Source organism: Enterococcus sp. DIV0876 (assembly GCF_050529585.1).
Lineage (GTDB): Bacteria > Bacillota > Bacilli > Lactobacillales > Enterococcaceae > Enterococcus_D.
The window spans coordinates 2,525,074-2,550,428 of record NZ_CP172882.1; the positions used below are offsets into that span (position 1 = coordinate 2,525,074).

General features: G+C 42.8%; 29 protein-coding genes. 11 read left to right on the forward strand and 18 right to left on the reverse strand.

The genetic code is table 11. From position 1 onward, the window contains the following. Positions 1-3 precede the first annotated feature (3 nt). The gene (locus IGI41_RS11985; RefSeq protein WP_430610001.1) at positions 4-1,092 is read right to left on the reverse strand and encodes an ABC transporter ATP-binding protein; all 1,089 of its coding nucleotides are present in this window, start codon (positions 1,090-1,092) and stop codon (positions 4-6) included. A 17-nt stretch (positions 1,093-1,109) separates the two neighbouring features. Beyond that, positions 1,110-1,652: a helix-turn-helix domain-containing protein gene (locus IGI41_RS11990; RefSeq protein WP_430610002.1), complete on the reverse strand. Its 543-nt coding sequence runs from the start codon at positions 1,650-1,652 to the stop codon at positions 1,110-1,112. Positions 1,653-2,023: 371 nt separating this feature from the next. Between IGI41_RS11990 and IGI41_RS11995 the strand changes: the two genes are divergently transcribed. The 4 genes from IGI41_RS11995 to IGI41_RS12010 are packed head-to-tail and all read left to right on the forward strand — an operon-like array spanning position 2,024 to position 4,992. Beyond that, positions 2,024-3,010, forward strand: a complete 987-nt coding sequence (locus tag IGI41_RS11995) for an acryloyl-CoA reductase (protein WP_430610003.1) — start codon at positions 2,024-2,026, stop codon at positions 3,008-3,010. Next, positions 3,010-3,762: a phosphopantothenate--cysteine ligase gene (gene coaB / locus IGI41_RS12000; RefSeq protein WP_430610004.1), complete on the forward strand. Its 753-nt coding sequence runs from the start codon at positions 3,010-3,012 to the stop codon at positions 3,760-3,762. Before IGI41_RS11995 ends, coaB begins: the two co-directional genes overlap by 1 nt. A 25-nt stretch (positions 3,763-3,787) precedes the next feature. Next, positions 3,788-4,345: a phosphopantothenoylcysteine decarboxylase gene (gene coaC / locus IGI41_RS12005; protein ID WP_430610005.1), complete on the forward strand. Its 558-nt coding sequence runs from the start codon at positions 3,788-3,790 to the stop codon at positions 4,343-4,345. 2 nt (positions 4,346-4,347) lie between these two features. Further along, positions 4,348-4,992 (forward strand): ECF transporter S component, encoded by a 645-nt coding sequence (locus IGI41_RS12010; RefSeq protein WP_430610006.1) that lies wholly within the window; start codon positions 4,348-4,350, stop codon positions 4,990-4,992. Between the two features lie 45 nt (positions 4,993-5,037). On the opposite strand, the gene IGI41_RS12015 is transcribed toward IGI41_RS12010, so the two are convergent. Continuing rightward, positions 5,038-6,180: a hypothetical protein gene (locus IGI41_RS12015; RefSeq protein WP_430610007.1), complete on the reverse strand. Its 1,143-nt coding sequence runs from the start codon at positions 6,178-6,180 to the stop codon at positions 5,038-5,040. A 138-nt stretch (positions 6,181-6,318) separates the two neighbouring features. Then, positions 6,319-7,203 carry a UDP-N-acetylmuramate dehydrogenase gene (gene murB, locus IGI41_RS12020; RefSeq protein ID WP_430612833.1) on the reverse strand — a complete coding sequence of 295 codons (885 nt, stop codon included), beginning with the start codon at positions 7,201-7,203 and terminating at the stop codon, positions 6,319-6,321. A 197-nt stretch (positions 7,204-7,400) separates the two neighbouring features. Here murB and IGI41_RS12025 point away from each other — a divergent pair, with 197 nt between their 5' ends. Then, the gene (locus tag IGI41_RS12025; protein WP_430610008.1) at positions 7,401-8,153 is read left to right on the forward strand and encodes an exodeoxyribonuclease III; all 753 of its coding nucleotides are present in this window, start codon (positions 7,401-7,403) and stop codon (positions 8,151-8,153) included. 57 nt (positions 8,154-8,210) lie between these two features. On the opposite strand, the gene IGI41_RS12030 is transcribed toward IGI41_RS12025, so the two are convergent. Further along, entirely contained in the window at positions 8,211-8,744 is a 534-nt protein-coding gene (locus IGI41_RS12030) for a ClbS/DfsB family four-helix bundle protein (protein WP_430610009.1), read from the reverse strand. A gap of 134 nt (positions 8,745-8,878) precedes the next feature. On the opposite strand from IGI41_RS12030, the gene IGI41_RS12035 reads away from it, so the two are divergent. Then, the gene (locus IGI41_RS12035; RefSeq protein ID WP_430610010.1) at positions 8,879-9,412 is read left to right on the forward strand and encodes a 3'-5' exonuclease; all 534 of its coding nucleotides are present in this window, start codon (positions 8,879-8,881) and stop codon (positions 9,410-9,412) included. Positions 9,413-9,619: 207 nt separating this feature from the next. Here the strand turns inward: IGI41_RS12035 and IGI41_RS12040 are convergent, their stop codons facing one another. From IGI41_RS12040 to IGI41_RS12055, 4 genes are all read right to left on the reverse strand, one after another. After that, positions 9,620-10,138 (reverse strand): GNAT family N-acetyltransferase, encoded by a 519-nt coding sequence (locus tag IGI41_RS12040; RefSeq protein WP_430610011.1) that lies wholly within the window; start codon positions 10,136-10,138, stop codon positions 9,620-9,622. Then, the gene (gene tsaE / locus IGI41_RS12045; RefSeq protein ID WP_430610012.1) at positions 10,131-10,604 is read right to left on the reverse strand and encodes a tRNA (adenosine(37)-N6)-threonylcarbamoyltransferase complex ATPase subunit type 1 TsaE; all 474 of its coding nucleotides are present in this window, start codon (positions 10,602-10,604) and stop codon (positions 10,131-10,133) included. The genes IGI41_RS12040 and tsaE overlap by 8 nt, the downstream gene beginning before the upstream one ends. 133 nt (positions 10,605-10,737) lie before the next feature. Next, a complete protein-coding gene (gene pta, locus IGI41_RS12050; RefSeq protein WP_430610013.1) occupies positions 10,738-11,721 on the reverse strand; it encodes a phosphate acetyltransferase in 984 nt (327 codons plus the stop codon). Positions 11,722-11,883: 162 nt separating this feature from the next. Continuing rightward, on the reverse strand, positions 11,884-12,549 hold the full coding sequence (locus IGI41_RS12055) for a uracil-DNA glycosylase (RefSeq protein WP_430610014.1): 666 nt from the start codon (positions 12,547-12,549) through the stop codon (positions 11,884-11,886). Positions 12,550-12,677: 128 nt separating this feature from the next. Between IGI41_RS12055 and IGI41_RS12060 the strand changes: the two genes are divergently transcribed. Beyond that, positions 12,678-13,547: a Cof-type HAD-IIB family hydrolase gene (locus IGI41_RS12060; protein WP_430610015.1), complete on the forward strand. Its 870-nt coding sequence runs from the start codon at positions 12,678-12,680 to the stop codon at positions 13,545-13,547. 37 nt (positions 13,548-13,584) lie between these two features. Beyond that, positions 13,585-14,106, forward strand: a complete 522-nt coding sequence (locus tag IGI41_RS12065) for an LURP-one-related/scramblase family protein (RefSeq protein ID WP_430610016.1) — start codon at positions 13,585-13,587, stop codon at positions 14,104-14,106. Positions 14,107-14,110: 4 nt separating this feature from the next. Here the strand turns inward: IGI41_RS12065 and IGI41_RS12070 are convergent, their stop codons facing one another. Further along, complete coding sequence (locus IGI41_RS12070) at positions 14,111-14,677, reverse strand: GNAT family N-acetyltransferase (protein ID WP_430610017.1); 567 nt, start codon at positions 14,675-14,677, stop codon at positions 14,111-14,113. A gap of 97 nt (positions 14,678-14,774) precedes the next feature. Beyond that, a complete protein-coding gene (gloA2, locus tag IGI41_RS12075; protein ID WP_430610018.1) occupies positions 14,775-15,152 on the reverse strand; it encodes an SMU1112c/YaeR family gloxylase I-like metalloprotein in 378 nt (125 codons plus the stop codon). Between the two features lie 126 nt (positions 15,153-15,278). Here gloA2 and nrdI point away from each other — a divergent pair, with 126 nt between their 5' ends. Then, complete coding sequence (nrdI, locus tag IGI41_RS12080) at positions 15,279-15,722, forward strand: class Ib ribonucleoside-diphosphate reductase assembly flavoprotein NrdI (protein WP_430610019.1); 444 nt, start codon at positions 15,279-15,281, stop codon at positions 15,720-15,722. Between the two features lie 41 nt (positions 15,723-15,763). Next, complete coding sequence (locus tag IGI41_RS12085) at positions 15,764-17,410, forward strand: MutS-related protein (RefSeq protein ID WP_430610020.1); 1,647 nt, start codon at positions 15,764-15,766, stop codon at positions 17,408-17,410. 45 nt (positions 17,411-17,455) lie between these two features. Here IGI41_RS12085 and IGI41_RS12090 read toward each other — a convergent pair whose 3' ends face one another. The 5 genes from IGI41_RS12090 to IGI41_RS12110 all read right to left on the reverse strand — a co-directional run bounded on the left by IGI41_RS12090 (position 17,456) and on the right by IGI41_RS12110 (position 23,212). Further along, positions 17,456-19,279 (reverse strand): LTA synthase family protein, encoded by a 1,824-nt coding sequence (locus IGI41_RS12090; RefSeq protein ID WP_430610021.1) that lies wholly within the window; start codon positions 19,277-19,279, stop codon positions 17,456-17,458. 229 nt (positions 19,280-19,508) lie between these two features. Next, positions 19,509-20,333, reverse strand: a complete 825-nt coding sequence (gene nadE, locus IGI41_RS12095) for an ammonia-dependent NAD(+) synthetase (protein ID WP_430610022.1) — start codon at positions 20,331-20,333, stop codon at positions 19,509-19,511. Positions 20,334-20,399: 66 nt separating this feature from the next. Further along, entirely contained in the window at positions 20,400-21,866 is a 1,467-nt protein-coding gene (locus IGI41_RS12100) for a nicotinate phosphoribosyltransferase (RefSeq protein ID WP_430610023.1), read from the reverse strand. Between the two features lie 127 nt (positions 21,867-21,993). Continuing rightward, the gene (locus tag IGI41_RS12105) at positions 21,994-22,344 is read right to left on the reverse strand and encodes a DUF1827 family protein (RefSeq protein ID WP_430610024.1); all 351 of its coding nucleotides are present in this window, start codon (positions 22,342-22,344) and stop codon (positions 21,994-21,996) included. A 13-nt stretch (positions 22,345-22,357) separates the two neighbouring features. After that, complete coding sequence (locus IGI41_RS12110) at positions 22,358-23,212, reverse strand: HAD-IIB family hydrolase (RefSeq protein ID WP_430610025.1); 855 nt, start codon at positions 23,210-23,212, stop codon at positions 22,358-22,360. Positions 23,213-23,323: 111 nt separating this feature from the next. Here IGI41_RS12110 and IGI41_RS12115 point away from each other — a divergent pair, with 111 nt between their 5' ends. Then, entirely contained in the window at positions 23,324-24,100 is a 777-nt protein-coding gene (locus IGI41_RS12115) for a MerR family transcriptional regulator (protein ID WP_430610026.1), read from the forward strand. Between the two features lie 50 nt (positions 24,101-24,150). Here the strand turns inward: IGI41_RS12115 and IGI41_RS12120 are convergent, their stop codons facing one another. After that, complete coding sequence (locus tag IGI41_RS12120) at positions 24,151-25,083, reverse strand: LacI family DNA-binding transcriptional regulator (RefSeq protein WP_430610027.1); 933 nt, start codon at positions 25,081-25,083, stop codon at positions 24,151-24,153. 14 nt (positions 25,084-25,097) lie between these two features. Beyond that, on the reverse strand, positions 25,098-25,349 hold the full coding sequence (locus IGI41_RS12125) for a hypothetical protein (RefSeq protein WP_430610028.1): 252 nt from the start codon (positions 25,347-25,349) through the stop codon (positions 25,098-25,100). Positions 25,350-25,355: the final 6 nt, after the last annotated feature.

Genomic DNA, 25,355 nt, shown 5'->3' on the forward strand with positions numbered 1-25,355 from the left:
CTCCTAATCTTCGTAACTTTCTAAACGCGCATCAAAATCTTCTTCAGACTCATTGAACCGCATGACATGGATATCTTCCGGCTCAAAAGATAACCCGATTTTGCTGCCTTCAACGGCTTTCCGGGTGGAATGGACCATCCACTCATTGCCTTGTTCGTCATAGCAGATAATTTCATAATGGACACCGCGGAACAATTGGGTATCGACTTCGACAACCAGTTTTCCTTTATCTAGGGTCGTCAAACTAAGATCTTCTGGGCGAATCACGATTTCTACGGCTTCATTTGGCCGCATACCACCATCGACACATTCAAATCGTTTGCCAACAAATTCCACTAAATTGTCTTCGATCATCGTACCATTAACGATATTGCTTTCACCAACAAAGTCGGCCACAAAATGGTTGATCGGTTCATCATAAATATCCACAGGGGTACCGCTTTGAATGATTTTCCCTTTGTTCATCACAAAAATCTCATCACTCATAGCCAATGCTTCCTCTTGATCATGGGTCACGAAGATAAAAGTGATACCTAATCTTTGTTGCAGTTCGCGCAATTCGTATTGCATATCTGTCCGCAATTTCAAGTCTAGAGCAGATAATGGTTCATCCAATAACAAGACTTTCGGTTCATTCACAATTGCCCGAGCAATCGCCACCCGTTGTCGCTGACCACCAGACATTTCACTGATTTCACGGTTTTCATAGCCAGGTAATTGCACTAAACGCAATGCATCCAAGACTTTTTTCTTGATTTCGTCTTTCGGTAGTTTCTTGATCCGCAAGCCGAATGCCACGTTTTCGAAGACATTCATATGGGGAAACAACGCATAATCCTGAAAAACCGTGTTGACTTGTCGTTGGTTTGCTGGCACATCATTGATGCGTTGGCCATCAAAATACACATCGCCTTCAGTTGCATCAGAAAAACCAGCAATGATCCGCAAAATAGTTGTTTTCCCACATCCCGAAGGACCTAGCAATGTATAGAAACGCCCTTCTTCTATATCAAAATTGACACTTTTCAATACGGTTTCGTCATCATCAAATCGCTTCACGACATTGTTGAATGAAATAATTGTTTTTCCCACACTTCTTCCTCCTGTACTTATAAATAAGAATCTGTGACGACAACCAGCACACGGCTTTTTTGACGTCCTATATTTTTTAATTGATGCGGCTCTGACGCCTGATAATAAATGGATTGTCCTTTGCGGGCTTTGTATTGTGTATCCCCTAAAGTCAATGCAATGGTTCCATCCAGCACATAGATAAATGTTTCTGCCAAGGATGGCTCAAACGTCTTGTATTCGCCCTCTTTTTCGAAAGTCAAGACAATAGGTTCCATTTCTTTCTCGTTAGAATCGGGGATCAACCATTTGAGTTCATACCCATTTTCCTCATCTAAATAACGGGTACTGTCTTCTTCTCGATAAACGATTTGGTGATGGACATGATCTTCGCGGAAAAATTCTTCCGGGCTCACCCCAAGAACCTCTAATATCGTGAAAAAAGTTTCCATTGAAGGCGAACTTAAATCTCTTTCCAATTGGGATATATAACCTTTGGTCAAATCAGTCCGTTCACCCAACTCTTCTTGTGTTAGATTTTTTTGCACTCTTAGATTTCGCAGCTTCTCACCAATTTCCATAGGCTATTCCCTCCTGAACATGCATGAATTTAAACAAAAGTTTGCTATAAGTAAACTTCATGTTTAATTTCACCTTTTCCAGTATACAAATAAATATAAAAAAAACAAGTATTTTTTCACAAAAACACAGACTTTTTTCGTGGGGTATTTTTGATAGACCAAGGTTGCTTGACTAAGTGGAATGACTGTTTGTAAAAACTGCTGCGTCTGTTTCTGCTTATTCATTTAGTGTATCTGAGAAGCGGCTATTTCACCAAATATCTGTTTCTCCATTCATGGCCCTGATCAAATCACAGCTTTTCTCACTTCAAGAATCAAAAATGATGGCGCTTGTGGTATCATGGGTACAAACAACCAAAGGAGGGTCAGTTATGACCAGTTTTTCTGTTTTTCGCGTAGCCAATGAACCTGAATTTTCGGCAAAAGTAACCACTGCTACTTTAAATGATCTGCCTGCAGGTGATGTCTTGATTCGTGTCGCCTATTCTGATGTCAATTATAAAGATGCCTTAGCGGCGAAAGAAAACGGCGGCGTGATTCGCAGCTATCCGATGACCCCTGGTATCGATTTAGCTGGAGAAGTAATTGACAGTCAATCAGCTGCCTTTGCCCCAGGAGATCAAGTCTTACTGACAGGCTATGGATTGGGAGTTTCTCATCCTGGCGGATACAGTCAGTATCAGCGCGTCCCTGCAAAATGGCTCATCAAGAGACCGGATGCCTTAGCGGCGAAAGACAGCATGATTTATGGTACCGCAGGTTTTACAGCCGCTCTAGCTGTTCAAGCATTAGAAGACTTGCAACTTGAAAAATCGGCCGCTATCTTAGTAACGGGTGCCAGCGGTGGTGTGGGCAGTGTCAGCATCGCTTTATTAAAAAAAATAGGCTATACCAACATCATTGCCCTTTCTCGCAAAAAAGACGCCCAATGGTTATACGATTTAGGCGCTCATGCAATCGTGACGCCAGCAGAAGTGATGCCTGAGAAAATCAAACCATTGGCCAAACAACAATTTTCGGCTGTCATCGATACGGTTGGCGGTGAATTGATTGGTGCATTCCTGCCCCAAATCGCTTATGGCGGCGGCGCATTCCTTTGCGGCAATGCAGGTGGAATCAAACTGGAAACAACCGTCCTCCCCTTTATTTTGCGGGGGATCCGGGTAGTAGGGATCGATTCTGTCAATGTTGCGCATGATAGACGAATAGCACTTTGGGAAAAATTAGCTGGCGAATGGTCTGTCATTGATCAATTGAAAACACAATCGATTTCTTTGGCTCAGTTGCCCACTACACTAGAAGCCTTATTAGCTGGAACCCATCAAGGCCGAACCATCGTGGAGGTGGCTTTGGACTGATGAATATTTTGATTACCGCTGGCGGCACATCTGAAAGAATCGATGATGTCCGAGCCATTACCAATCATTCGACTGGTGCCTTAGGTCAAGCACTGGCTCACGCGTGGCTTAAAGATTCGAGATGTCACATTGATTATGTGACAACCAAAGCAGCCAAGCAGCCGCAAGCAGATCCGCGTTTGACGACTTATTTCATTGAAGGAACCAATGATCTATTCGAGACATTGCAACACTTATTAACTTCCAAGCGGTATGATGCGGTCATCCACAGTATGGCAGTGAGTGATTTTACTCCAGCAACCAGTTTTTCTGAACCTGCCTTTTATCAAGCGATCAATCAGGCGTTACCACATTTTGGCAATCAAGTGACCCCAGAACTGATCCAACAAGTTCTGGCAGAACAGGAACAATCAACGGGAAAAATTTCTTCAGACACCGATCATTTATTTTTGGTTTTGAAGAAAACCCCAAAAGTGATCCAAATCATCAAACAATTGCAACCTGATACCTTGTTGGTCGGATTCAAATTATTGACCAACGTCACTAAAGAGCAGTTATTCAGCGTCGCCCATACCAGCCTGATCAAAAGTCAGGCGGACTATGTATTGGCCAATGATTTGCAGCAGATTGATGGCAGCCAGCACATTGGCTATTTATTGAATCAAACTGGTGAAGTTGGCCAAGGAAAAAATAAGGCTGAATTGGCTGAATTGATCGTTACAACGCTGCAACAAGACTTGCAACGTGTTTAGTATCTTATGTAAAGGAGAAACAATAATGAAACAAAAACATGTATTACTTGGTATCAGCGGCAGTATTTCTGCGTATAAAGCAGCCGATCTAACCAATGAGTTGACAAAAAAAGGCTATGCTGTCGACGTCTTAATGACCAAGAACAGCACACAATTTATCACACCTTTAACGTTGCAATCATTGTCTAAGCGGCCGATCCATGTCGATGTCATGCAAGAAAAGCAACCGGACCGCATCAACCATATCGAACTAGCCAAGCAAGCCGATCTCTTCTTATTGGCCCCAGCCAGCGCCAATCTCATCGGTAAACTGGCCCATGGCTTAGCAGACGATTTGATTTCGACCGTTGCATTGGCTTTGCCCTTGTCAGTTCCTCGTTTGATCGCACCAGCCATGAATACCGTCATGTATCAAAATCCGATCGTCCAACGCAACCTAGCCATTTTACGAGAAGTTGGTTTTGAAGAAATCGATCCTCGTGAAGCGTTGTTGGCTTGCGGCGATTTTGGCAAAGGTGCACTTGCATCTACTGAAACAATTTTAGAAAAAGCTTTTGAAACTTTAGAAACACGGAGTGTCTGACGATGAAAAAACGATCAACCTTTGATTTAGTCTTGACCGCTTTCTTCTTAGGAATCTTGATTTTACTTGCGTCTGTTCCATTTTTAGGCTTCATTCCATTGGGACCGATCAATGCGACAACGATGCATATTCCCGTCATTATTGCCTCGATCATTTTGGGTCCGCGGATCGGGGGATTCTTGGGGGGCGCCTTTGGCATCATCAGCATGGTCCGTTCAACACTGATCATCACGCCATTGTCCTTTGTCTTTTCTCCTTTCGTGCCTTTATACGGCAGTGATCAAGGAAGTTGGAAAGCCATTATCGTGGCATTGATCCCCCGCATCTTGATTGGTGTCGTGCCTTATTTTGTGTTTAAAGGCTGCCAAAAGATGTGGAAAAACAAACGACAAAGTTTGGCTTTACTCTTGGCAGGGATTGCTGGTGGATTGACCAACACGATTTTGGTGATGAATTTGATTTACTTCTTGTTTCATCAAGAGTATGCCAACGTCATTGGCGAAGCCGGACGTGCGATCTATACCGCAATTCTGGGTGTGATTTTGACACAGGGTATCCCAGAGGCCATGGTGGCGGGAATAGCCACTGCGGCAGTTGCCACTGTGTTGTTAAGACTTGTTGCCAATCGCAATAAAAATCGTATTTAAAAAAATCGGACTGATTATCATCCAGATAATCAATCCGATTTTTTATTATAACGTTTGACCCACTTGCAAAGCTTCAACGAGTTGTTGGTATTGCGCCTCTGTTAAATACTCTTGATAAAAACTCAAATAAAAATCAATTTCTTCCTGACTCATTTGCCCCGCCATGCGATTGACTTCATCGATCAAAGCGTCAAACTCATCATCTGTCAGCATGAAGGAAGTCCAATCTTCTGATGTCGTGGTATCAGTACCATCATAACTGTCATATGTTGAAAATAGTTTTTCTGCTTCGATCACATCTTCTGCAGCCGGAACGGTGACAGATTGATCGCTCTTTTTGCCAGTAAAAGTAAACGTCATGCCTATTTCCAGTTGTGATTCATCTGCTTGCACCAGATCAACCACCATGGTTTGTTTATTTGTATTGGCATTGACCGTGGTTTTGATCGTTATGTCTGAAACGGAATCAAGCATTGATTGCAGTTCATCTAATTGAGTATCTGAATCCTGTTCTTTGGCATACGCAAGATAGTCTGTCAATTCTGCTTTGGTAAATGTGTGGCTGATTTCGTCGCCTTTTTTTTCAAAGGAATCCCTATCTAACGTGTTGAGATAATCAGCAAAGGTCTCACTATTGAAAGTACCCAACATTGGCAATATAGGAGCATCTTTTGTCCGCGTGTCTGCGGTATCTTCTCCCAGATAGCTGTCTAAATCAGCATCGTCTATACGGATAAATTTACCTTCAAGATCTGTCACCCCTGGTGTTGATTGATAACGACTATCCCCATAAGCCATCACATATCCCATGAGTGTTTCATAGATATCAGCAGATACATACACTATGTCTGCTTTTGTGTCCATAATCATCGAAACAGGTATAGCTTCTCCACCAAATCCAATCGTCATATCAAGGGATACGGCTTCACTTTCTTGGTCTTGGACAAATTCTCCAGATACCTTCGTCCCAACGATTTGTGTCATGATCATCGAAGCGTAGATATTGGCTTCAGCATCATAGGCTTGACTGTTTCCCATGTCAAATTTATCGATAGTCATTGAAAAATCACCTGCATGAAAAGCTTGTTTGCTTGTCAACGCTTCAGAAAATTGTTCTTGCGGCAATTTGGTACAAGCCCCTAATACAAAGATCAGTCCAACAAATAAACACACTTTGCGCCACTTCATTCTCCTCACTTCCCTTCGTATTCATTGTACCGAACTCCTGAAGCCCTTACAATTTATATCACTTACAAAGGTAAGATCGTACGTGCCAAGACTGAGGCACGCAAATAAGGCAAGCAGCAGAACTACTTGCCTTGTGGGTTATTTTTCACCGATGATTCTTACTTCAGTTTCCAGCACTACATCAAACTTTTCTTTGATGACCTGTTGGATATGGGCGATCAATTCAACATAATCCGTTGCTGTTGCATGATTGATATTGACGATAAAACCAGCGTGTTTTTCTGAAATTTGGGCACCGCCCCATTTCAATCCTTGCAATCCGGCTTTTTGAATCAAGGCACCTGTGAAATGGCCTTTTGGCCGTTTAAAGACACTCCCGCAAGACGGATATTCCAATGGTTGTTTCTCTTGACGCAATGCCGTTAACTCATCCATCCGCTTTTTGATTTGTTCTTGCGGTCCTTTGGCTAAATCAAAACGGGCACTGAGAATCACTGCATGCTGATCTTGTAAGGCACTATGGCGATAGGCAAAGTCCATGTCTGCCTTTTGATAAGTCACAATTTCGCCGTCTGCCAATAACACATCACAAGAAGCAAAAACATCTTGGATCTCACCTTCATAGGCACCGGCATTCATAAAGACTGCGCCGCCGACACTGCCAGGAATGCCGCATGCAAATTCAAAGCCCGTCAATGACTCATGCAACGCCACATAGGTCGTGTCGATCAGCTTAGCACCAGCAGCAACATTGATCGTTGTGCCGTCCACTGAGATCTCATTCATTTCCGCCAACATGATCACAACGCCACGGATACCGCCATCGCGAACGATCAAATTGCTGGCATTGCCCAACACAAGCCAAGGAATGTCTGCTTCACGGCAATAATCAACGAGTTGTTTGACTTCAGCTGCTTTCTTTGGAAAAGCCAAGACATCCGCTGGCCCCCCTGTCTTGGTATACGTATAATTCATCAATGGTTCATCTTTTAATAAAGCAATTTCAGGGAATTGCGTAATCATTCGTTCTTTATTCACAAAAAAAGTTCCTTTCGCTTTCACTTTCTGCTTTATTTTAGCATGTTCAAGAAAAAGTTGCTACCTCTCTCCTAAACACCCAATACAAGGCGGATGATCCGCCAACAAAAGCAAACCCTTCCTTTGATAATTTGTCGTTTTTAGGTAAAATAAAAAGAGTACCACCACAAGGAGGCTATACAATGAAATTTATTTCTTGGAATGTCAATGGACTAAGAGCCATTGTCAAAAAAAATTTTTATGAAGCATTTGCAGCATTTGATGCTGATTTCTTTTGTTTGCAAGAAACCAAGTTGCAAGCCGGACAAATTGAATTAGATTTGCCAGGGTATCATCAATATTGGCATTATGCCGAAAAGAAAGGCTATTCTGGCACAGCCATTTTTGCAAAAAAACCAGCGTTGGCTGTCAATTACGGCATTGGAGAATCCGCCCATGATACCGAAGGCCGTGTCATTACATTGGAATACGACGACTTTTACTTGGTGACTTGTTATACACCCAATTCTCAAAATGAATTGAAACGTTTAGACTACCGAATGACCTGGGAGGAAAGCTTTCTCAACTATCTGGAATCCTTAAAGGCCAAAAAATCAGTGATTCTATGCGGCGACCTAAATGTTGCCCATCAAAACATCGATATCAAAAATTGGAAAACCAATCAAAAAAATGCCGGTTTCACCCCAGAAGAACGGGAAAAATTTACGACTTTACTGGCTGCTGGTTATACCGATACGTTCCGCTATTTTTATCCGGAAATGGAAGGCGTCTATTCTTGGTGGAGCTATCGGTTCAATGCCCGCAAAAACAATGCTGGTTGGCGGATCGATTACTTCATCGTTTCTGACGATTTGCAAGACCGCTTGGTGGATGCCAAAATCCATACGGATATCTTAGGCAGCGACCATTGCCCTGTTGAATTACAACTATCTTGATAAAAAAAAGCAGCTTTGGCTGCTTTTTTTTGCTGTAACTGATTCGTGTTGTTTCTCTCACGTTAAACTTTTCTTGAACTTCTTGATTTTCTTGATTGCCCAAACATAGTGACTTGCTGTCGAGGAAACAAAATAACTGCCCAATGTACTTCCCCCAACCCAGGGAAACACGTTTTTGGTGAATAGGTCTTCGGTTGAAAAGTCCAGCAAAAGTGCCATTACTTGCTCATGACTTTTTTCAAATTGTACATGTGCTTCTTGATAGCTGCTGGCTTGGTTTTCAACGCGAAAGGCGTCATTCATTGCCCCGTAAGTACGCCAATTATAGCCTTCTTTCAAGAATTGTCTTGGTTCACCCTTTTGATTGCTTGTGACCCAGTCGATCAGCAACTTGTGCCATTCGTGCAGATGGATCAAGACATCATGAATGTTTTGATCTCGTTGCCAATGGGCCCCCTTTTCCTTGGACACATCAAAGGAGAAGGGTTGGTTCAATTGAACCGGCGTCATTGATTTTAGCAGATCCACCAACTGCGTATAGTACTTGCTGCTTTCTTCGATCAAGGCCTCTTTCGTTGTCGGTCTTGCCATAGAAACAACCTCCGTTTTTGATAAGTATACCATGTTATAAGATAGCTGAAAATTGCTTAAATTTGCCTAAACCTGCATCATTGACCCTTTTTTCTGAAATGAATTGTGCTAGAATAGCACTTGAGGTGAACACAATGAATTTTATCGCAATGGACTTTGAAACGGCGAATTATCAAAAACATAGTGCCTGTTCTTTGGCGTTGGTCATGGTGCGAGACAGCAAAATCGTTGGAGAATATTATACATTGATTCAACCAGAAACAGATTTCTTTTGGAAAAACATCCAAATTCACGGGATTCACCCGGAAGATGTGCGGGATGCACCGAAATTTCCCGAAGTATGGCAGAAAATCCAACAATACTATCATTTAAATAGTTTGGTAGTGGCCCATAATGCTGGCTTTGATAATGGCGTACTTGCTGGCTGTTTGGATTATTATGGATTGGCTCAGCCCAACTTCATGTCCTTATGTACGGTAAGAACCAGCCGCAAACTGTATCCAGAATTTGCCAATCATAAACTGAATACTGTCTGCGAACAATTGCAGATTCCCCTATTGAATCACCATGATGCCCTTGAAGACAGTCGCGCCTGTGCCCAGATTTTGCTGCGGCAAGAACACGACTTTGGCACAGAACCTTTGAAAAAACTCGTCTTGGTCAAGTAAATCGATTGTAGGTCCCTGCCGACAACAATCAAAGTCACACACTGCATGACAAAGCAGGAACCGCCACAAGCACACCCATTAGGCAGCTTGGTGGCGGTTCTTATTTGTACATTCGGCTTGATACTTTTATTTGAGAGAAACATGCAACGCTGCTTGATTTTGTTGTGACAAATCTCTAAAAGCCACGGGTATCCCTTTGGACGTCCTCTAAAAATACCGTGCCATCATCCAGACATCGACTTTCTCACCAGCCTTTGTTTGTACCGCTTGCTTCATACAACCTTCAGTGACAAACCCAAATTTCTGATAGAGCCCAATAGCCCGCTCGTTTCTCACTTGTACGGTCAACTCGATCCGTGTCAGCAGTTTGGTTTCTTTGACCCAATCCAGCAGTTCTTCCAACAATATCGAACCTAGCCCCAGACCCCAATAGTCTTTGAGAATGGATATGCCGATTTCTCCTACATGACGCAGCTGCCACTCGTTATTGCCTTTGATCGAAGCCATTCCGATCACTTTATCCTGATCGAACGCCAACAACAACAGATGGTTGTTTTGTTCTGACAACGCATCAAGTTCTTGTGCCAACAATGTTTCTGGCAAGGCCAGTCCTTCTTCATCCATCAATAAAAAGTCCGTTTCGGTGGCCAATCGTTGACTGACTGCCAAGACGGCCGTTGCATCAGCAGCCTGTGCTTCTCGAATCTCCAATTGAATCTCAGTCATGGTGTACGTCCCAATGCTGCTGGATCCGTTGTAAAAAAGCTGTAGCTTGCGGGCCATATGCGTGAAACTTCACAATTCTTTTATCTAAATCTGTATCATCTTTTTCAATAATCAGTTCTAAATAATCTTCAGGCAGTGCTTCTCCAAGCTGATTGCCCCATTCGATCACGGACAGACCGTCTCCTTCAAAGTATTCATCAAGACCCAAAGTATCAGCATCCGAGGACACCCGATAAACATCCATATGGTATAAAGGTATGCGCCCTTGGCTGTATTCGCGGATGATCGTATAAGTGGGACTTTTGATCAATTGGTCGATCTCTAGTCCTTTGGCAATGCCTTTTGTCAATGTCGTTTTTCCTGCACCAAGATCACCTGTAAGTACCAGATTGTCTCCGGCTTGTGCCACTTGACCGATCACGATTGCCAAGGCTTCGGTTGCCGCCGTATTTTCAATGGTTATCATTCTTACCACCCTTTATTCTATTTGCTTTGTGTTAGTATAGCTTGTTTACCCAGACATTGTAAAGATGGAGCGCTCTATCATCCTTGCAAGCAAAAAAAGCCAGCCCTAAGAAGGACCGGCTAAAAAGTGAAGCTTATTTTTCCATCAATGTTTGGGCTGCAGTGATGATGGATAGTTTGTAGACATCTTCTTCATTAGATCCACGAGAAAGATCAGAAATTGGTTTGTTCAATCCTTGCAAGATTGGTCCGATCGCTTCAAAATTGCCAAAACGTTGTGCGATTTTGTACCCAATGTTTCCTGATTGTAAATCTGGGAAAACAAAGACTGTTGCTTTACCAGCTACTTCAGATTCTGGTGCTTTCAAATGGGCAACAGAAGATACATAAGCAGCATCAAATTGCAACTCGCCATCGATTTCATATTCAGGCGCCAATTCTTGGGCAATTTTTGTTGCTTCAGCAACTTTATCCACTTCTGGTGCTTTTGCTGAACCTTTCGTAGAAAAGCTTAACATCGCTACTTTAGGATCGATTTCAAACAGTTCCGCTGTTTTCGCAGAATCAACAGCGATTTCTGCCAATTCTTGGGCTGTTGGGTTCACATTGATCGCACAATCTGAGAACAAGTATTTTTCTTGATCACGACCACGTACCATCAAGAACGCACCACTCGTACGGCTGACACCTGGTTTGGTTTTGATGATTTGCAGTGCCGGGCGAACTGTATCACCTGTTGAATGGATCGCACCTGATACCATCCCATCAGTAATACCCATATACGTAAGCATTGTGCCAAAATAGTTGACATCTTTCAATATTTCTTCGGCTTGTTCTTTGGTTACTTTGCCATTACGACGCGCAACGAAAGCTTCGACCATTTCATCCCAACGATCATACGAAGTCGGGTCAACGATTTCAAAGTTGGCAATATTGATTCCCCGCGCTTCAGCGGCTTTTTCTATTTCTGCAGGATTACCGACCAAGACAGGCTCGATCAATTCTTCTGAACGTAAACGGCTAGCAGCACCTAGAATACGAGGATCAGTTGCTTCAGGAAAGACGATTTTGATATGACGACGCACAATTTTAAATTTTAAGCTTTCGAATAATTCCACGGATAATGACCTCCAGTTTTTTTATACCCTTACATTGTACAATAGAAGTGAAAAAAAGAACAGATAAAAATCCTGTACCAGTCGATTTATTTACCGTTCGTTAACCAATTCACAATCTCTATTCGATAAAACAATACAGTTTAAAAACTGTATTATTATCGGTCAGGCCCACTTGATTGGTTCTTCACCCATCTGACGCAACGCGTGATTGATTGCAGAAAATGGCTTTGAGCCAAAAAAGCCGCGGTATGCCGACAAAGGACTGGGATGAGGGGCCGTCAAGACCAGATGCTTGTTTGTGTCAAGCAATGATATCTTCTTTTGAGCGGGTTTGCCCCACAATACAAAAATCATTGGTTTGTCTCGTTGATTCAATCGTTCAATGATCGTATCTGTCAATCGTTCCCAGCCATGTCCTTGATGACTATTGGCTTCTCCTGCGCGAACAGTCAAGACTGTATTCAACAAGAACACGCCTTGTTTGGCCCAGGGCACCAAGTAACCATCAGCTGGCGGCGCAATCTGCAAGTCCGTACTTAATTCTTGGTATATATTCCGCAATGAAGGTGGGATCTTGACCCCCGGCTGAACTGAAAATGCCAAACCATGGGCTTGATTCGGTCCATGGTACGGATCTTGTCCTAGAATCACCACTTTCACTTGATTATATGGGGTTAGCTGCAACGCTTCAAAGATTTGTGCGCGCGCAGGGTACACCGTATGTTCTTGATATTCTTTCGTCAAAAACTGTTGCAACGCTTGATAATAAGGCTGGTCAAAGCTAGATGCCAATTGTGCTTGCCAATCCTGAGGTAATGATTGATTCATAGGATCCTCCCTTTTTCTTCATCATATCAAACCATGATAAGATGACGCAAGATTTACTCTTAGGCAGAAAATTTCAGCCCGTTTTGTGGTACACTAGGTAGTAGAAACAATCAGAAAGGACGCTGAACATGATAAAATTAATTGCTTCTGATATGGATGGTACATTGTTAAATGCCAGCATGCAAATCTCAGAAGAAAATATCCAAGCTATCAAATACGCACAGTCAAAAGGGATCGAATTCATGGTTGCAACCGGTCGTAACCGTAAAGAGGCGTTGCCGCCGCTAGAAGAAGCGGGACTGGAATGTGCGATGATCAATTTGAACGGCGCACAAGTCTTTGACGAAAGCGGCAATTCTTTATTCACTGTCCCGATCGATCGTGAAAAAACCCGTTCGATCATTGATCTGTTGAAAGAACAAATTATTTATTTTGAGATCTCTACAAGCAATGGCATCTATTCAGAAAGTCAAATACGGCGAATCGAAAATTTTGCGATCCACACTGCTGAGGCAATGCCCCATTTGACCCATAAAATGGCGATTGCCATGACTGCCGCTCGGTTAGAATTTTTGCCGATCAATTATGTCACTGATTTTTCTGAACTATTTTTGCTGGAAGAACTAGAATTCCTAAAAATCATTTGTTTCCATCCAGATGGTGCCAGCGTATTAGGACCGATCACGCAAGTCATTGATGGCTATGGAGATTTGGTGGTGACTTCTTCTGGACAAAACAATATCGAAATCAATCATCGCAATGCCCAAAAAGGGATCGCAGTGGCACAAGTCGCCAAAGAACGCGGGTTCGATTTAGCTGAAGTCTTGACGATTGGCGACAATTTAAATGATTTGAGTATGCTGCAAGCAGCTGGTGTAAGTTTTGCGATGGGTAACGGTGAAATTGAAGTCAAAGAAGCGGCAAAATACTTGACCAGTACCAATATCGATTCTGGTGTCGGAAAAGCGATCATGCGGGCAATTGAGGAGAACTTGTAATAAACACTGCTTTTGGGCTACATGAGGAGGCGGAGGTATGTCAGAATTCTTTATTCAAGACAAACAACTGAGTAAAATCACGCGAACCATCGTCAAAGACGAAAAGGGCAAATCGCTGTTTTTGATGGTTGGCCGCTGGGGAACCAAGGGGGATGCTTTGTCCCTCTATGCTTTGAATGGGGAACTATTAGCCAGTATCAAGCAAATCAGTTTTACATTTGGTACCCGCTTTGAGATCTATAAAGACTTTGAAAAAGTCGGCACACTACAGAAAATTTTTAATTGGCCAGGAGATTTTTATTACATTCAGCAACTGCATTGGGCTGTCCATGGGGACATTTATCATCATCGCTACAGTATCCATCACTTTAACAAAAAAATCATGGAGATGGATAAAGCAACACTATTGACAGGTGATTATTATGTCCTAAATGTGACAGATGACCAAGATGCGCCAGTTTGCATCTGCATTGCCGCAGTGATGGATTATTGGCTGTATAATCGACAAAAAAAGACCGATCATCCTTTAGAATTACGGCTTCACAACGAAACCAGCTGATTGCTCAGCTGGTTTTCTTTTGCATATGATCATATAGGTGTCCACTGATTTCTCGTTCAGCGACGACTTTGAAACCATGTTTTTCATATAACCGTTTGGCATTTGGATTGGCGCGATCAACACTTAACCCAATCACGTCATAGCCATCCCGTTTGGCGATTTTCGGTAAAGCTTCCAGTAATGCAGATCCAACACCATGTCCTCGAAAGTCTTCGGCAACACAAATCGTGTCTAAATACCATTCATTGGGCATCGTTTCTTCATCGACAAACAATTTCATGTCTTTACTCAAACCATATTGTTCTAACACACGATCCAATGGTTGATCGATCGTCGCCTCTTCTTTATCTGGATAACCAAACGCAACACCCGCGACTGCTCCATCGATTTCATTGACCAGCGCTCTGGTGTAGCCATAACGGTAGCTAGGTTCCAACATCGCGTCTGCCAATATCTCAAGTGTTTTGGCTTCACCGATTTCTTTGACAAAAGGCAGTTCCATATCTTTTAAAATCACTAAGACGAGATCAGCCATTGCAAATCGGTCTTCTTTTCTTGCAAATCTTATCACGTTTAACCCTCCTTGTTACTCTGCTAGCATAACAACTTTCTTCACAAAAACCAAGCTTTTTTGGTTATACTTCCCGATTCGCCCCTACCATGTACCTTTATTCATGCAACTCTAGCGGCAACCCATCTGGATCTTGGAAAAAAGTCATTTTCTTCTGGGTAAATGTATCATAGCGTATCGGCTCACAATCAATCCCTTTGTCTGCCAATTTTGCCACGACATCCTCGATCTTAGACACGCGAAAGGCCAAGTGGCGTAAACCGGCTGCTTCAGGAAAACTTGGTCTAGCTGGCGCATCTTCGTTGATAAATAGTTCAATCTCCCCGTTGCCAAAGCGCAAATCGATTTTGATGTCCCCTTTATCTGGTCGACGGTGTTCCCGAATTACTTCAAATCCTAGTTTATCCACATAAAATGTTTTTGCTTGTTGATAATCCCTTGCAATGATCGCGACATGGTGCATCTGGTCAAACATGGACCCACTCCTCTCGTTTCTCTCAGTGTATCGCCTACGCCCTTTTTTTGCTAGAAAAAGCTTCGTCGATTTTTACATTTTTGCGAACGTGTTTCTGGTATACTTAATGACGGAAGGTGATAAAAAATGAATCTACTCTATATATCTATTTCAGGAAATACCCGTGCTTTTGTCAATCGGTTGCAGACATATGCTGCAGATCAAGCAACAGAAAATACATGGTCGATCAAAGAAATCCATGACAACAGCCCCTTGGCTGCAGAAACACAACCATATGTTGCATTTGTCCCCACTTACTTAGAAGGCGGCAACGGGGTCGATAATGGCGATCAAGAGATTTTGACCGAAACATTGCGGGACTATATTGATTTTGGAGATAACGCCAAGCATTGTTTAGGTGTCATCGGCAGCGGCAACAAAAATTTCAACTATCAATACTGTCTGACCGCCAAACAATATGCCGCCCAGTTCAATGTGCCTTTTTTAGCTGATTTTGAATTACGCGGAACCAACCAAGACATCGAAAGAATCTATCAAGTGTTGCAAGAGATCGAACCAAAGTCAGTATAATTCTTCGGTTCGATTGCGAAATAAATGATTGGAGATGGCTCATGACACCACAGCTCACAGTAATCGCCCTCATCATCGTTGTACTAGCGGCGATCATCGCATTAGATATTTGGAATCGCATCAAGGTCCGCCGCTACGTCCAGCGGTCTTGGGGAAAGCTGCCGCGCCAACCTCGTTTTGATAAAGAAGATAGTTTGAAAAAAGCTTGGATGATCGAAAAAAACTTTCATCAATACGACAGCGAGATCGACGATATCACTTGGTATGACCTCGACGGTTTTGCCTTGTTTGAAGCCGTCAATCTGACCTATTCAAGTGTTGGCTCAGAAGCTTTGTATCAACAATTACGCAATTATCAATTTAAAGAAGATACCCAGTTGACCGCATTGATCGATTTTTTTGATCAAAACAGTACCGCCAGAGAACAGTCACAATACACCTTTGCCCGTTTAGGCAAACAAGATCATAATTTTTCCAAGTCTTATTTGGCCGCAGAAGCTTCTCCTTCGATTGGCTCCTTGCCGTTATTCGTCTGTCTAGGTTTGTTGCCGATTATCGGATTGCTGTTGTTTTTGATCGGTATCCCTCAAGGATTGATTTTGACGTTGTTTAGTATTATGTTCAATACGATCTACTACTCGATCAAGAAAGCCCGTTTGGAAACGGAGCTGAACAGCATGCGCTACTTGGTACAAACCATCGCCAGCGGCACGCAAATCGCCAAAATCGCCACACCCTTGCAGCAAGAGATCAAAGATGCGTTGAAACCCTTAGAAAACATCCCACGTTTTGGCATCTCCTTTCGATCGAAAAACGGCAGTGAAGGCGATATGTTGTTCGAATATATCAATATTTTCTTTATGTTGCCCTTTATCTCCTACCAATCCGTGACCAGCACTTTAGCCAAGCACCGTGACGCTGCTGTTCAGTTGTGGAACTTGTTAGGAAAATTAGAAGTCGCTGCTTCTATCTTGAATTTTCGGACCTATATGCCCATCACATGTGTGCCAAATTTTGCAGACGGACCTGTTTCATCTGCTGGCTCCTATCACCCTTTACTGAAAGAAGCCGTCATGAATGACGTTGACTGGGGACACAATACGTTAGTAACTGGCGCCAATGCTTCTGGTAAATCGACCTATGTCAAAAGTATCGCCATCAACTGCTGGCTGTCACAAACGATTTATACAGCGGTAGCGGAAACCTTCACCTTGGCACCGGGACATGTGATTACCTCAATGGCTGTCGAAGATGATCTTTTTGAAGGGGATAGTTATTTTGTTGCTGAGATCAAATCGATCAAGCGCTTATTGGATCAAGTAGCCACCAAAGAGCGCTGTTATTGCTTTGTTGATGAGATCCTTAAAGGAACCAATACAGTTGAACGGATCGCCGCTTCTTCTAGTATCATTCACTGGCTCAGCCAATATCCAAGTCTCGCATTTGTCGCTACCCACGATATCGAGCTGACAGAGATACTGAAACATGATTGCCGTAATATCCACTTTTCTGAACAAGTCACAGCCGACGACGGGATTTCATTTGACTATAAGGTGAAATCTGGTGCTGCCAAAAGCCGCAATGCGATCGCATTACTTGGCGTACTAGGTTATCCGCAAGCCATCGTCGATGATGCCAATCAAGCGGCAGCGATATTTGATGCAACCAGACAATGGCACGATTTGTAAGCAAAAAGGATCACTTCACCTGTCAACCAGTGAAGTGATCCTTTTTTAATCACCGAATAGACCGGTGTCCAGACTGTATTGTTCCCCTTGCAAAACATCATATTGGATCATTTGATACGCATCATAGATTTCTTGGGTTTCCTTGTTCAAGGACAATTGTGTTTGCCACTGTCCGCCGATAGAATACTGCCCTGTTTCAAAAGCCGGTAGTTCCCCTTGCAAGGCCAACAACATTTCGTAAAAACCATTTGTCGGTTGCTGACTTTCTTCTAAAAGGGTCGGCGCAAAGTAAAACGGACTCGTCACTTCAACGTCTTGCTGCTGGAAATCTCCGTCAGAATCCACCATCAAAAACTGTGTTTCATGCAATGTGGCGGTATCGTTTTGGTCTTTGATCGTATCAGAATAGATCCCTGGCAAATGATCCCCCCAAAAGACGACCAATGTCCGTCGATTCAATGTGGACAATTCAGAGATAAACTCTTTCAGTGCGGTACTGCTATAAGAAACATCTTGCAAATAGTTTTCCAATGCATCCATATTCCCATCACCCGTTGCTTGATAATCCAGCGTATCATATTTGCCGACATACGGCATATGCGTCTGCATGGTCACCAAATGAACAAATTGCGGTTGGGCGTTATCTGCCAGAAGAGCCATCACTTCTTGATACGCTGATGCATCCGATATATACGGATTATTTTCGATTTTGTCCGTATAGGTCATCGTATCTTGATCTAAAAACGAGCCAAATCCCATCACATCATAGACATCTTTGCGCTTGTACATTGATGTATCGTAAGGATGGATCGCAGTTGCCTCGTAGCCTTTTTGCGTCAAAAAAGAAACAAGGGAAGGCAATTGGGTCAGCTTCGGTACCAGCATTGTATACGGTGTTGTCATTTGCGGGTTCATCAAGCCCATCGAAAAACTGGTCAATGCTTCGAACTCGATATTGGCTGTACCGCCGCCATAGTTTTGTGAAAGCATTTTGCCACTGATGGTTTGATCCGCTACTTGATAATAATCTTTCAACGGATCACCACTGATCGTGAGCCCTTTTAAATGGCTCGGATCAGAGAAACTCTCACTCATCACATAGACGATATTGGGTGCTTCACTGTCTCGTTCTTGATTCTTTTCATCCGCTAAAGCACGATATTTTTTAGCGATGTCCTCTATTGCTTCTTTGCTGTAACCTGCTGGTTTATCCATAGCATCGACCCGCAAATTAAACAAAAATCCGCCAATAAACCCCGTATTGTAGTAATTCATTTTTTGCGAGTATGGAATCCAAAGAGCGGTTCGATTGTAAGCTTTACGCAGTAAATTCGTGCTGTCATTGAAATGCGACACATAGACTAATCCCAAGGAGCAAAGGAGCAACACCCCGCCACGGGCAATTTGCACACGCCGATTGAGTGTCCGACTGCGATAAATGCTCCAACCGACTGCGGCAATGGCAGCTATCGCTAAAAGCATCGCCAACAAAAATGGTCCATTGCCGATCATCGTTCGCAACAAGGTGAATTGTGTCACCATTTTGAGATCATCTGGATAAATCGGTTCTTGTCGATACGCCATTTTCATATAATTGGCGTAGCCCAAAATACCAATCACCACACTATAAAAAACAGCACCCGTTCGAAGTGAACCCGCAATACTGGCAAAAATACCATACACAAGCGCAAGGACCAAACAAGCCAAGAAAAATTTCTCGGTATGCCAAGAAAAAGCAAATTTAAGGGCCAGACTGACAGATAAATTGTTCTGACACCATTGTAAAAAAAGATTGCTGAAAATGAGCAAGCCACTCACGGCAATCACTTTTAAGGCGATTTTCCCATATTGAGGGAGTTTTTGATTCATTCAGATTGATCCTCCTTGTACCCTGACCATTTTTAGTCCCCTTCGTATTTTATGCTTTCCCCGAAACAATGTAAAGCCGTTATCCATGCCCAGTCGCCAAGACTATTTTGCTACCCACACAAAAATTCCCGCGCGTAAATGAGCGGCTGGGCTCGTTACAAGCCCAGTCTGTTTAGCCCTACTCATTTGTTGCCCGGGAATCTTTTTATCAATTATTTACTGCGTATCTTTATTTCCAAAAATCATCAAAAATCGTGACTGGTAAATGGCGTTTGTGTTGGGTTTTATTCCACCAGTTTTCAATCGTTTGCTGCGCTTCTTCAGCAATTGTTTTGCCTTCCAAATAGTCATCGATATCATTGTAAGTGACACCCAATGCTGCTTCATCAGCAACCAATGGTTTGCCATCTTCTAAATCCGCAGTCGGCACTTTGGTATACAACGCTTCTGGTGCCCCTAGATATGCCAACAATTGGCGGCCTTGGCGCTTATTCAAACGGAACAATGGTAAGATATCCGCACCACCATCGCCGAATTTCGTAAAGAAGCCAGTAATATTTTCTGCTGCATGATCGGTACCGATCACTGCGCCTGCTTTTTCACCAGCAATCGCATATTGACTGATCATCCGTTGCCGTGCTTTGATGTTGCCTTTATTAAAATCAGAAACAGCCAATCCCGCTTCTTCAACCGCTGCTACTTCGGCATCAACAGGTCCCTTGATATTGACCCGTAATGAGATATCAGGCTGAATAAAGTCTAGTGCACGCTTTGCGTCCGCTTCATCCGCTTGCTCGCCGTAAGGTAAGCGCACCGCAATAAATTGATAATTGGGGTTGCTGGTTTCGCTGCGCATTTCTTCCATCGTCAATTGCGCGATCCGACCTGCCAATGAAGAATCTTGTCCACCGCTGATCCCCAAAACAAATGTCTTCAAAAATGGATTTTTTTGCAAATACGCTTTTAAGAAATCAATGCTTTTTCTGACTTCTTCCTTTGCGTCAATCGCAGGCAAAACACCTAATTCATGGATAATTTCTTGTTGCAATGTCATAAAGAATGCCTCCTTGATTTTTTATTTGTTTTCACCAGTCCAGATATCACTGAATCTATCAGACAATTATCGTATGTCACCTTTGGTTTGCTTACGCACTTTTTCGATCGTTCGCATTTTGTGATCCCAGCATTCTTGTGACAGATCAACTGGATATTTCTGTGGATTCAAATCGCGTTTGTATTCATCCCATAAAGAATCTAAACAATTCGTGGCATAAGCTTTGATCTGTTCCAAGTCCGGCACTTCATACACTTGTTTCCCTTCGACAAAGATATCTTGCAGCAACGGACGGGCATCAAAGTCTGTGACCGTTTTGTTGATAAAGGTGTGGACAGGATGGAACATAAACAATTCTTTTTGGTTTTGCGGGTTTTCTTCCCACAGTGTCACATAATCCCCCTCAGACTTGCCATCTGATTTTCTGGTGATGCGCCAGACTTGTTTTTTTCCAGGTGTTGATACTTTTTCGGCGTTGCTGGACAATTTGATGGTATCGATCATTTTCCCTTGTTCATTTTCGATCGAAACCAACTTATAGACAGCACCCAATGCAGGTTGGTCATAGGCAGTGATCAGTTTGGTCCCGACACCCCAGACATCGATTTTGGCTTTTTGCATTTTCAAGCTCAAAATCGTATTTTCGTCTAAATCGTTCGAAGCATAGATCTTGGCTTCAGTAAAGCCAGCTTCATCCAACTGTTCCCGTACTTTTTTGGAAATATAGGCCATGTCCCCACTATCGATGCGGACACCAAGAAAATTGATTTTATCCCCCATTTCTTGGGCAACGCGGATGGCATTTGGCACACCCAAGGCCAATGTATCATACGTATCAACTAGGAAGACACAGTCTTTATGGGTCTTGGCATATGCCATAAACGCATCATAGTCATTGCCATAGGATTGAACCAGCGAATGTGCATGTGTACCACTGGCAGGAATACCAAATATTTTGCCGGCGCGGACATTACTAGTGGCATCAGCACCTCCAATAAAGGCTGCCCGGGTACCCCAAATCGCAGCATCCATTTCCTGGGCACGGCGAGAGCCAAATTCCAATAAGGGATCTGATCCAATCACCGATTTGATGCGCGCTGCTTTGGTCGCAATCAATGTTTGGAAATTAACCATGTTCAATAAAGCTGTTTCCACCAATTGCGCTTGTGCCAACGGTCCTTCTACTTGAATGATTGGTTCATTATTGAACACTAAGTCGCCTTCTAAGGCTGATCGAACAGTACAAGCAAACTTAAATTCTTTCAAATAATCCAAAAAGGCTTCTGGATAACCGCCGATCTCACGAAGATAAGCAATATCTGATTCTGAAAAAGATAGATTATTCAAGTAATCGACCAAGCGTTCTAAGCCTGCGAAAATCGCATAGCCATTTTCAAACGGCATCTCCCGAAAATAGCATTCGAAGACCGCATTCAATTCTGCCCGACCCAATTCCCAATAGGTCTGCATCATATTGATTTGGTACAGATCCGTATGCAACGTTAATGTATCATCTTTAAATAATTTCTGCATGTGCCTTACTCCCTTTAACTTACTTCTTCTCATTATAGCAAAAAAAACAAAAAACGCAGAAAATCTTGTTTATTTCAAAAAAAGAGAAAGTCCTGCCGGATCTTTCTCTGTCTTGATCGATGCTGATTTATGCAACAGGCAGTTGAACCAGAATAATATCTTTACGTGGTTGTGAAAAGACGATGCCTTTGTCTTCCATCTGTTTGCGAATCGCCACATTGACTGTGACTTGACTCCGGTCTGTCTTTAATAACCGATGAATCGCCGTATCCACTTCTTCACGACTGATTTTCTTTTTGTTGTTGATCAATACCAAGGATACCTTATCATACGTATCGACATATAAAATTTGTGTACGGTCTAACGCATAAATTTTGTAAAATTTAACTGCTGTTTTGTCAAAAATGAATTTGGATATATTCGGGTAGAAAGTTTCCATATTTAAATTTTGGTTTACTGGCGTTTCAATCAATTTCATCATTATCATCCTTTCAGAAAATCAATTCACTAAAAATAAATTTGCCGACACCGCCGCTTTCCGCACTGTCAATGGTTCGCTCGCATACAGCTTGGATCTCCTTGTTTGCGTTGGCCACAGCTAAGGAAACATCGACTGCCTCAAACATAGGCAAATCGTTTTCTCCATCTCCAATACCATAGCTTTTGGCATCTGGAAATGTGGCTAAAAACGAGCGGATCGCTGCCCCTTTGGTCGCGAGCGGATCAACGATTTCTAAAGTTTGGACGAAAGATTGGAAAATAGTTGCATCTGCTCCTTGGATACTTCTGCGCAAGAAGTCTCTTTTTTTATCAGAGGCTTCCATCAATTCGATTTTCATGACGTTGATTTCAGGGTTTGCTTGCATATAAGCCAGTACATTCTCATGATGGATACACTCATGGTAAAAGAAGTTGTACTTGAAGTCTGCAATCATTGCCCCGCGCTCACCCAATGTATCGATCAATGCTGCGCGACTAGCCTTGAATTGCGGTTCATAGAGATGGGCTTTGGGCGATAGGATTCCTTGATCTGTGTGTATAAAATAAAACACTTGCTGCGCTTCTAAAATATCGATGACCCGTGCCAAAGTGTCCAAAGGTACTGTATGGGTCAATACAGGTGCTTGCCCGTTCAACATCAGCCCTGCACCATTGCCAAAAATAACATCGCAGGCGATCTCTTCTTCTTTCATCATCTCTTGGACTAATGCTACACCTCGTCCAGTCACAAAAACAAAATGATCCCCTTGCGCTTGCAAAGCAGAGATGGCCTCCTTATTGATCAAGGGGATTGGATGTCCCAATTCTTGAAATGTGCCATCAATATCAGAAAAAACTATTTGCATGGTATCTTCCTTTCTTTGCTATAATTATAGCACAACAAAAAAACAGAAGAATATTTTTCTTGACCTTGCCGTAACGTCAACTTGTAAGATAAACCCATAGGAGGAATCAACATGGAATATAGCATTCGTGCGTTAGCGCAATTATCTGGTGTCAGCAGCCGCACCTTACGTTATTATGATGAAATCGGTCTGTTGAAGCCGGCTGCGGTCTCTGATAATGGCTATCGCCTCTATGGTACACAAGAAGCTGACCGCCTGCAGCAAATCTTATACTTCAAAGCCTTTGGGTTATCACTGGATAGCATCATTTCGATCCTCGATCACTCAGAAAGCGACATTTATTCGATATTGCACAGCCACTATCAGCAACTAACACTGCAACGAAAAAACTTGGATGATTTGCTTACAGCCTTAGCTGACACACTTGCATCTTATGAAGGAGAGAAAAATATGACCAATCAAGAAAAATTCACCTATTTCAAAACCCATACCTTACCCGAAAATGAAGCATTATACGGTGCCGAAGCCAAAGAAATCTATGGTACTGAAGTGGTTGCACAAAATCAAGACATGTGGCGCGATATGCCGCAAGATGTCTTTGAAAAGTTATCCGCCGATGAAACACAATTGATCAAGTTATTGGCTGAACTACTGACTGAAACTGTCACTTGCTTGCCATCAGATAAAGCTGAAGCTGCCTTTGCGGCCCATAAAAACTGGCTTGCTGTTGCCGCTCCTTTCTACACTTTTGCGTATCATCGTACGTTAGGAGAAATGTATGTCAATGATCCGCGATTTACAGCATATTATGATCAACGCGCAGGTGCTGGCGCCACCATTCTTTTGAAACAGCTGATTGATTATTATACACAGCAGCAAGAGAAGTGACATGACAAATAAGACCTCTTGATCCACAACGAAGGTGGACCAAGAGGTCTTTATTGATGCATCTTGGGTCGTTGGATAAACTGATAAGGGATTTTAAAGCTGCCTTGTTTTTCTTTGACTGCTAGTTGCAAGGCAGTTTCGCCACATAACTGCAAATGATAGTCGATCGTTGAAAATTGCAGTACATCACTAATAAACAAATGGTCACGGCCAATCACGAGCCAGTTATCTGGTCTGGCCAAATGAATGCCAGCCGCTACCCGATCCCCATTGGTAAATATCGCCTCCACCTCTTGATCAGCAAAAAAAGCTGCCGCCTCTTTCCCATCTTCTTCAGATAAACTATCCCAAAAAATCAAGTCTTCCGAAAAGCTGGGAAAATATTCTTTGGCTAAACGAACGGTGATTTTAGAATTGCTGCTCAACTTGCGGCTTCTGCCTAATGTCACACCCACACGTTCGACCCCTTGTCCTTTCAAAAAAGCGAATGCTTCACGTATCGATCCCTCTCGATCAATATAGGTGCACCCATCAGGAACCGCATCAATTTTTTCACAAAAAATGATGCGACCATAGGCCAAATAAGGCAGCAGTACCTCGATTGGATTGGCACGAGAAGTAATGATCATTGCATCAAAGCTTTTAGCGGCGAACGCCTTCAAATATGCTTCTTCTGCTTGAGGGTCATAATTGGTCGGCAACAGGGTCACCTTATAGCCACGAGAAAAAGCGGCAGTTGTAATGCCACTCAATAAAGCATCAAAATAAGGGTGGTTGACAAAAGGCAGGATCACCCCAACATTTTTGGTTTTGCCAACACTCAAAACCTGCGCTGTATGGTTCGGAATATAGTTGACTGCTTGCATCGCTGCCAAAATCTCTCGTCGTTTCTGTTCACTGACATAGGGGTTGTTATTGATGACCCGTGATACTGTCGATACAGAATAGCCAGTCATTTTTGCAATATCCCGAATATTTGCCATCCATCTCTACTCCTTTAAACTGTCAATTGTTCTTTCATATAGTCTATCACACTTAAGCCACATGCATAAAACTGATAGTAATCATTGTTGTGTACAAAGCCGATTCTTTGGGCACCAAAATGCTCATCAAACCGCAGATGGGAGATGTCAGCTAACGAAAGCTCACTTTTGGCAGCTTGAAAAAATCCTTTTGGTTGCGTCAAAATCAATTTTTCTCCATCAAACAGCAAAGAAACGTAGCAGCATTGTTCCTCGTTTTTTTTCATATATGT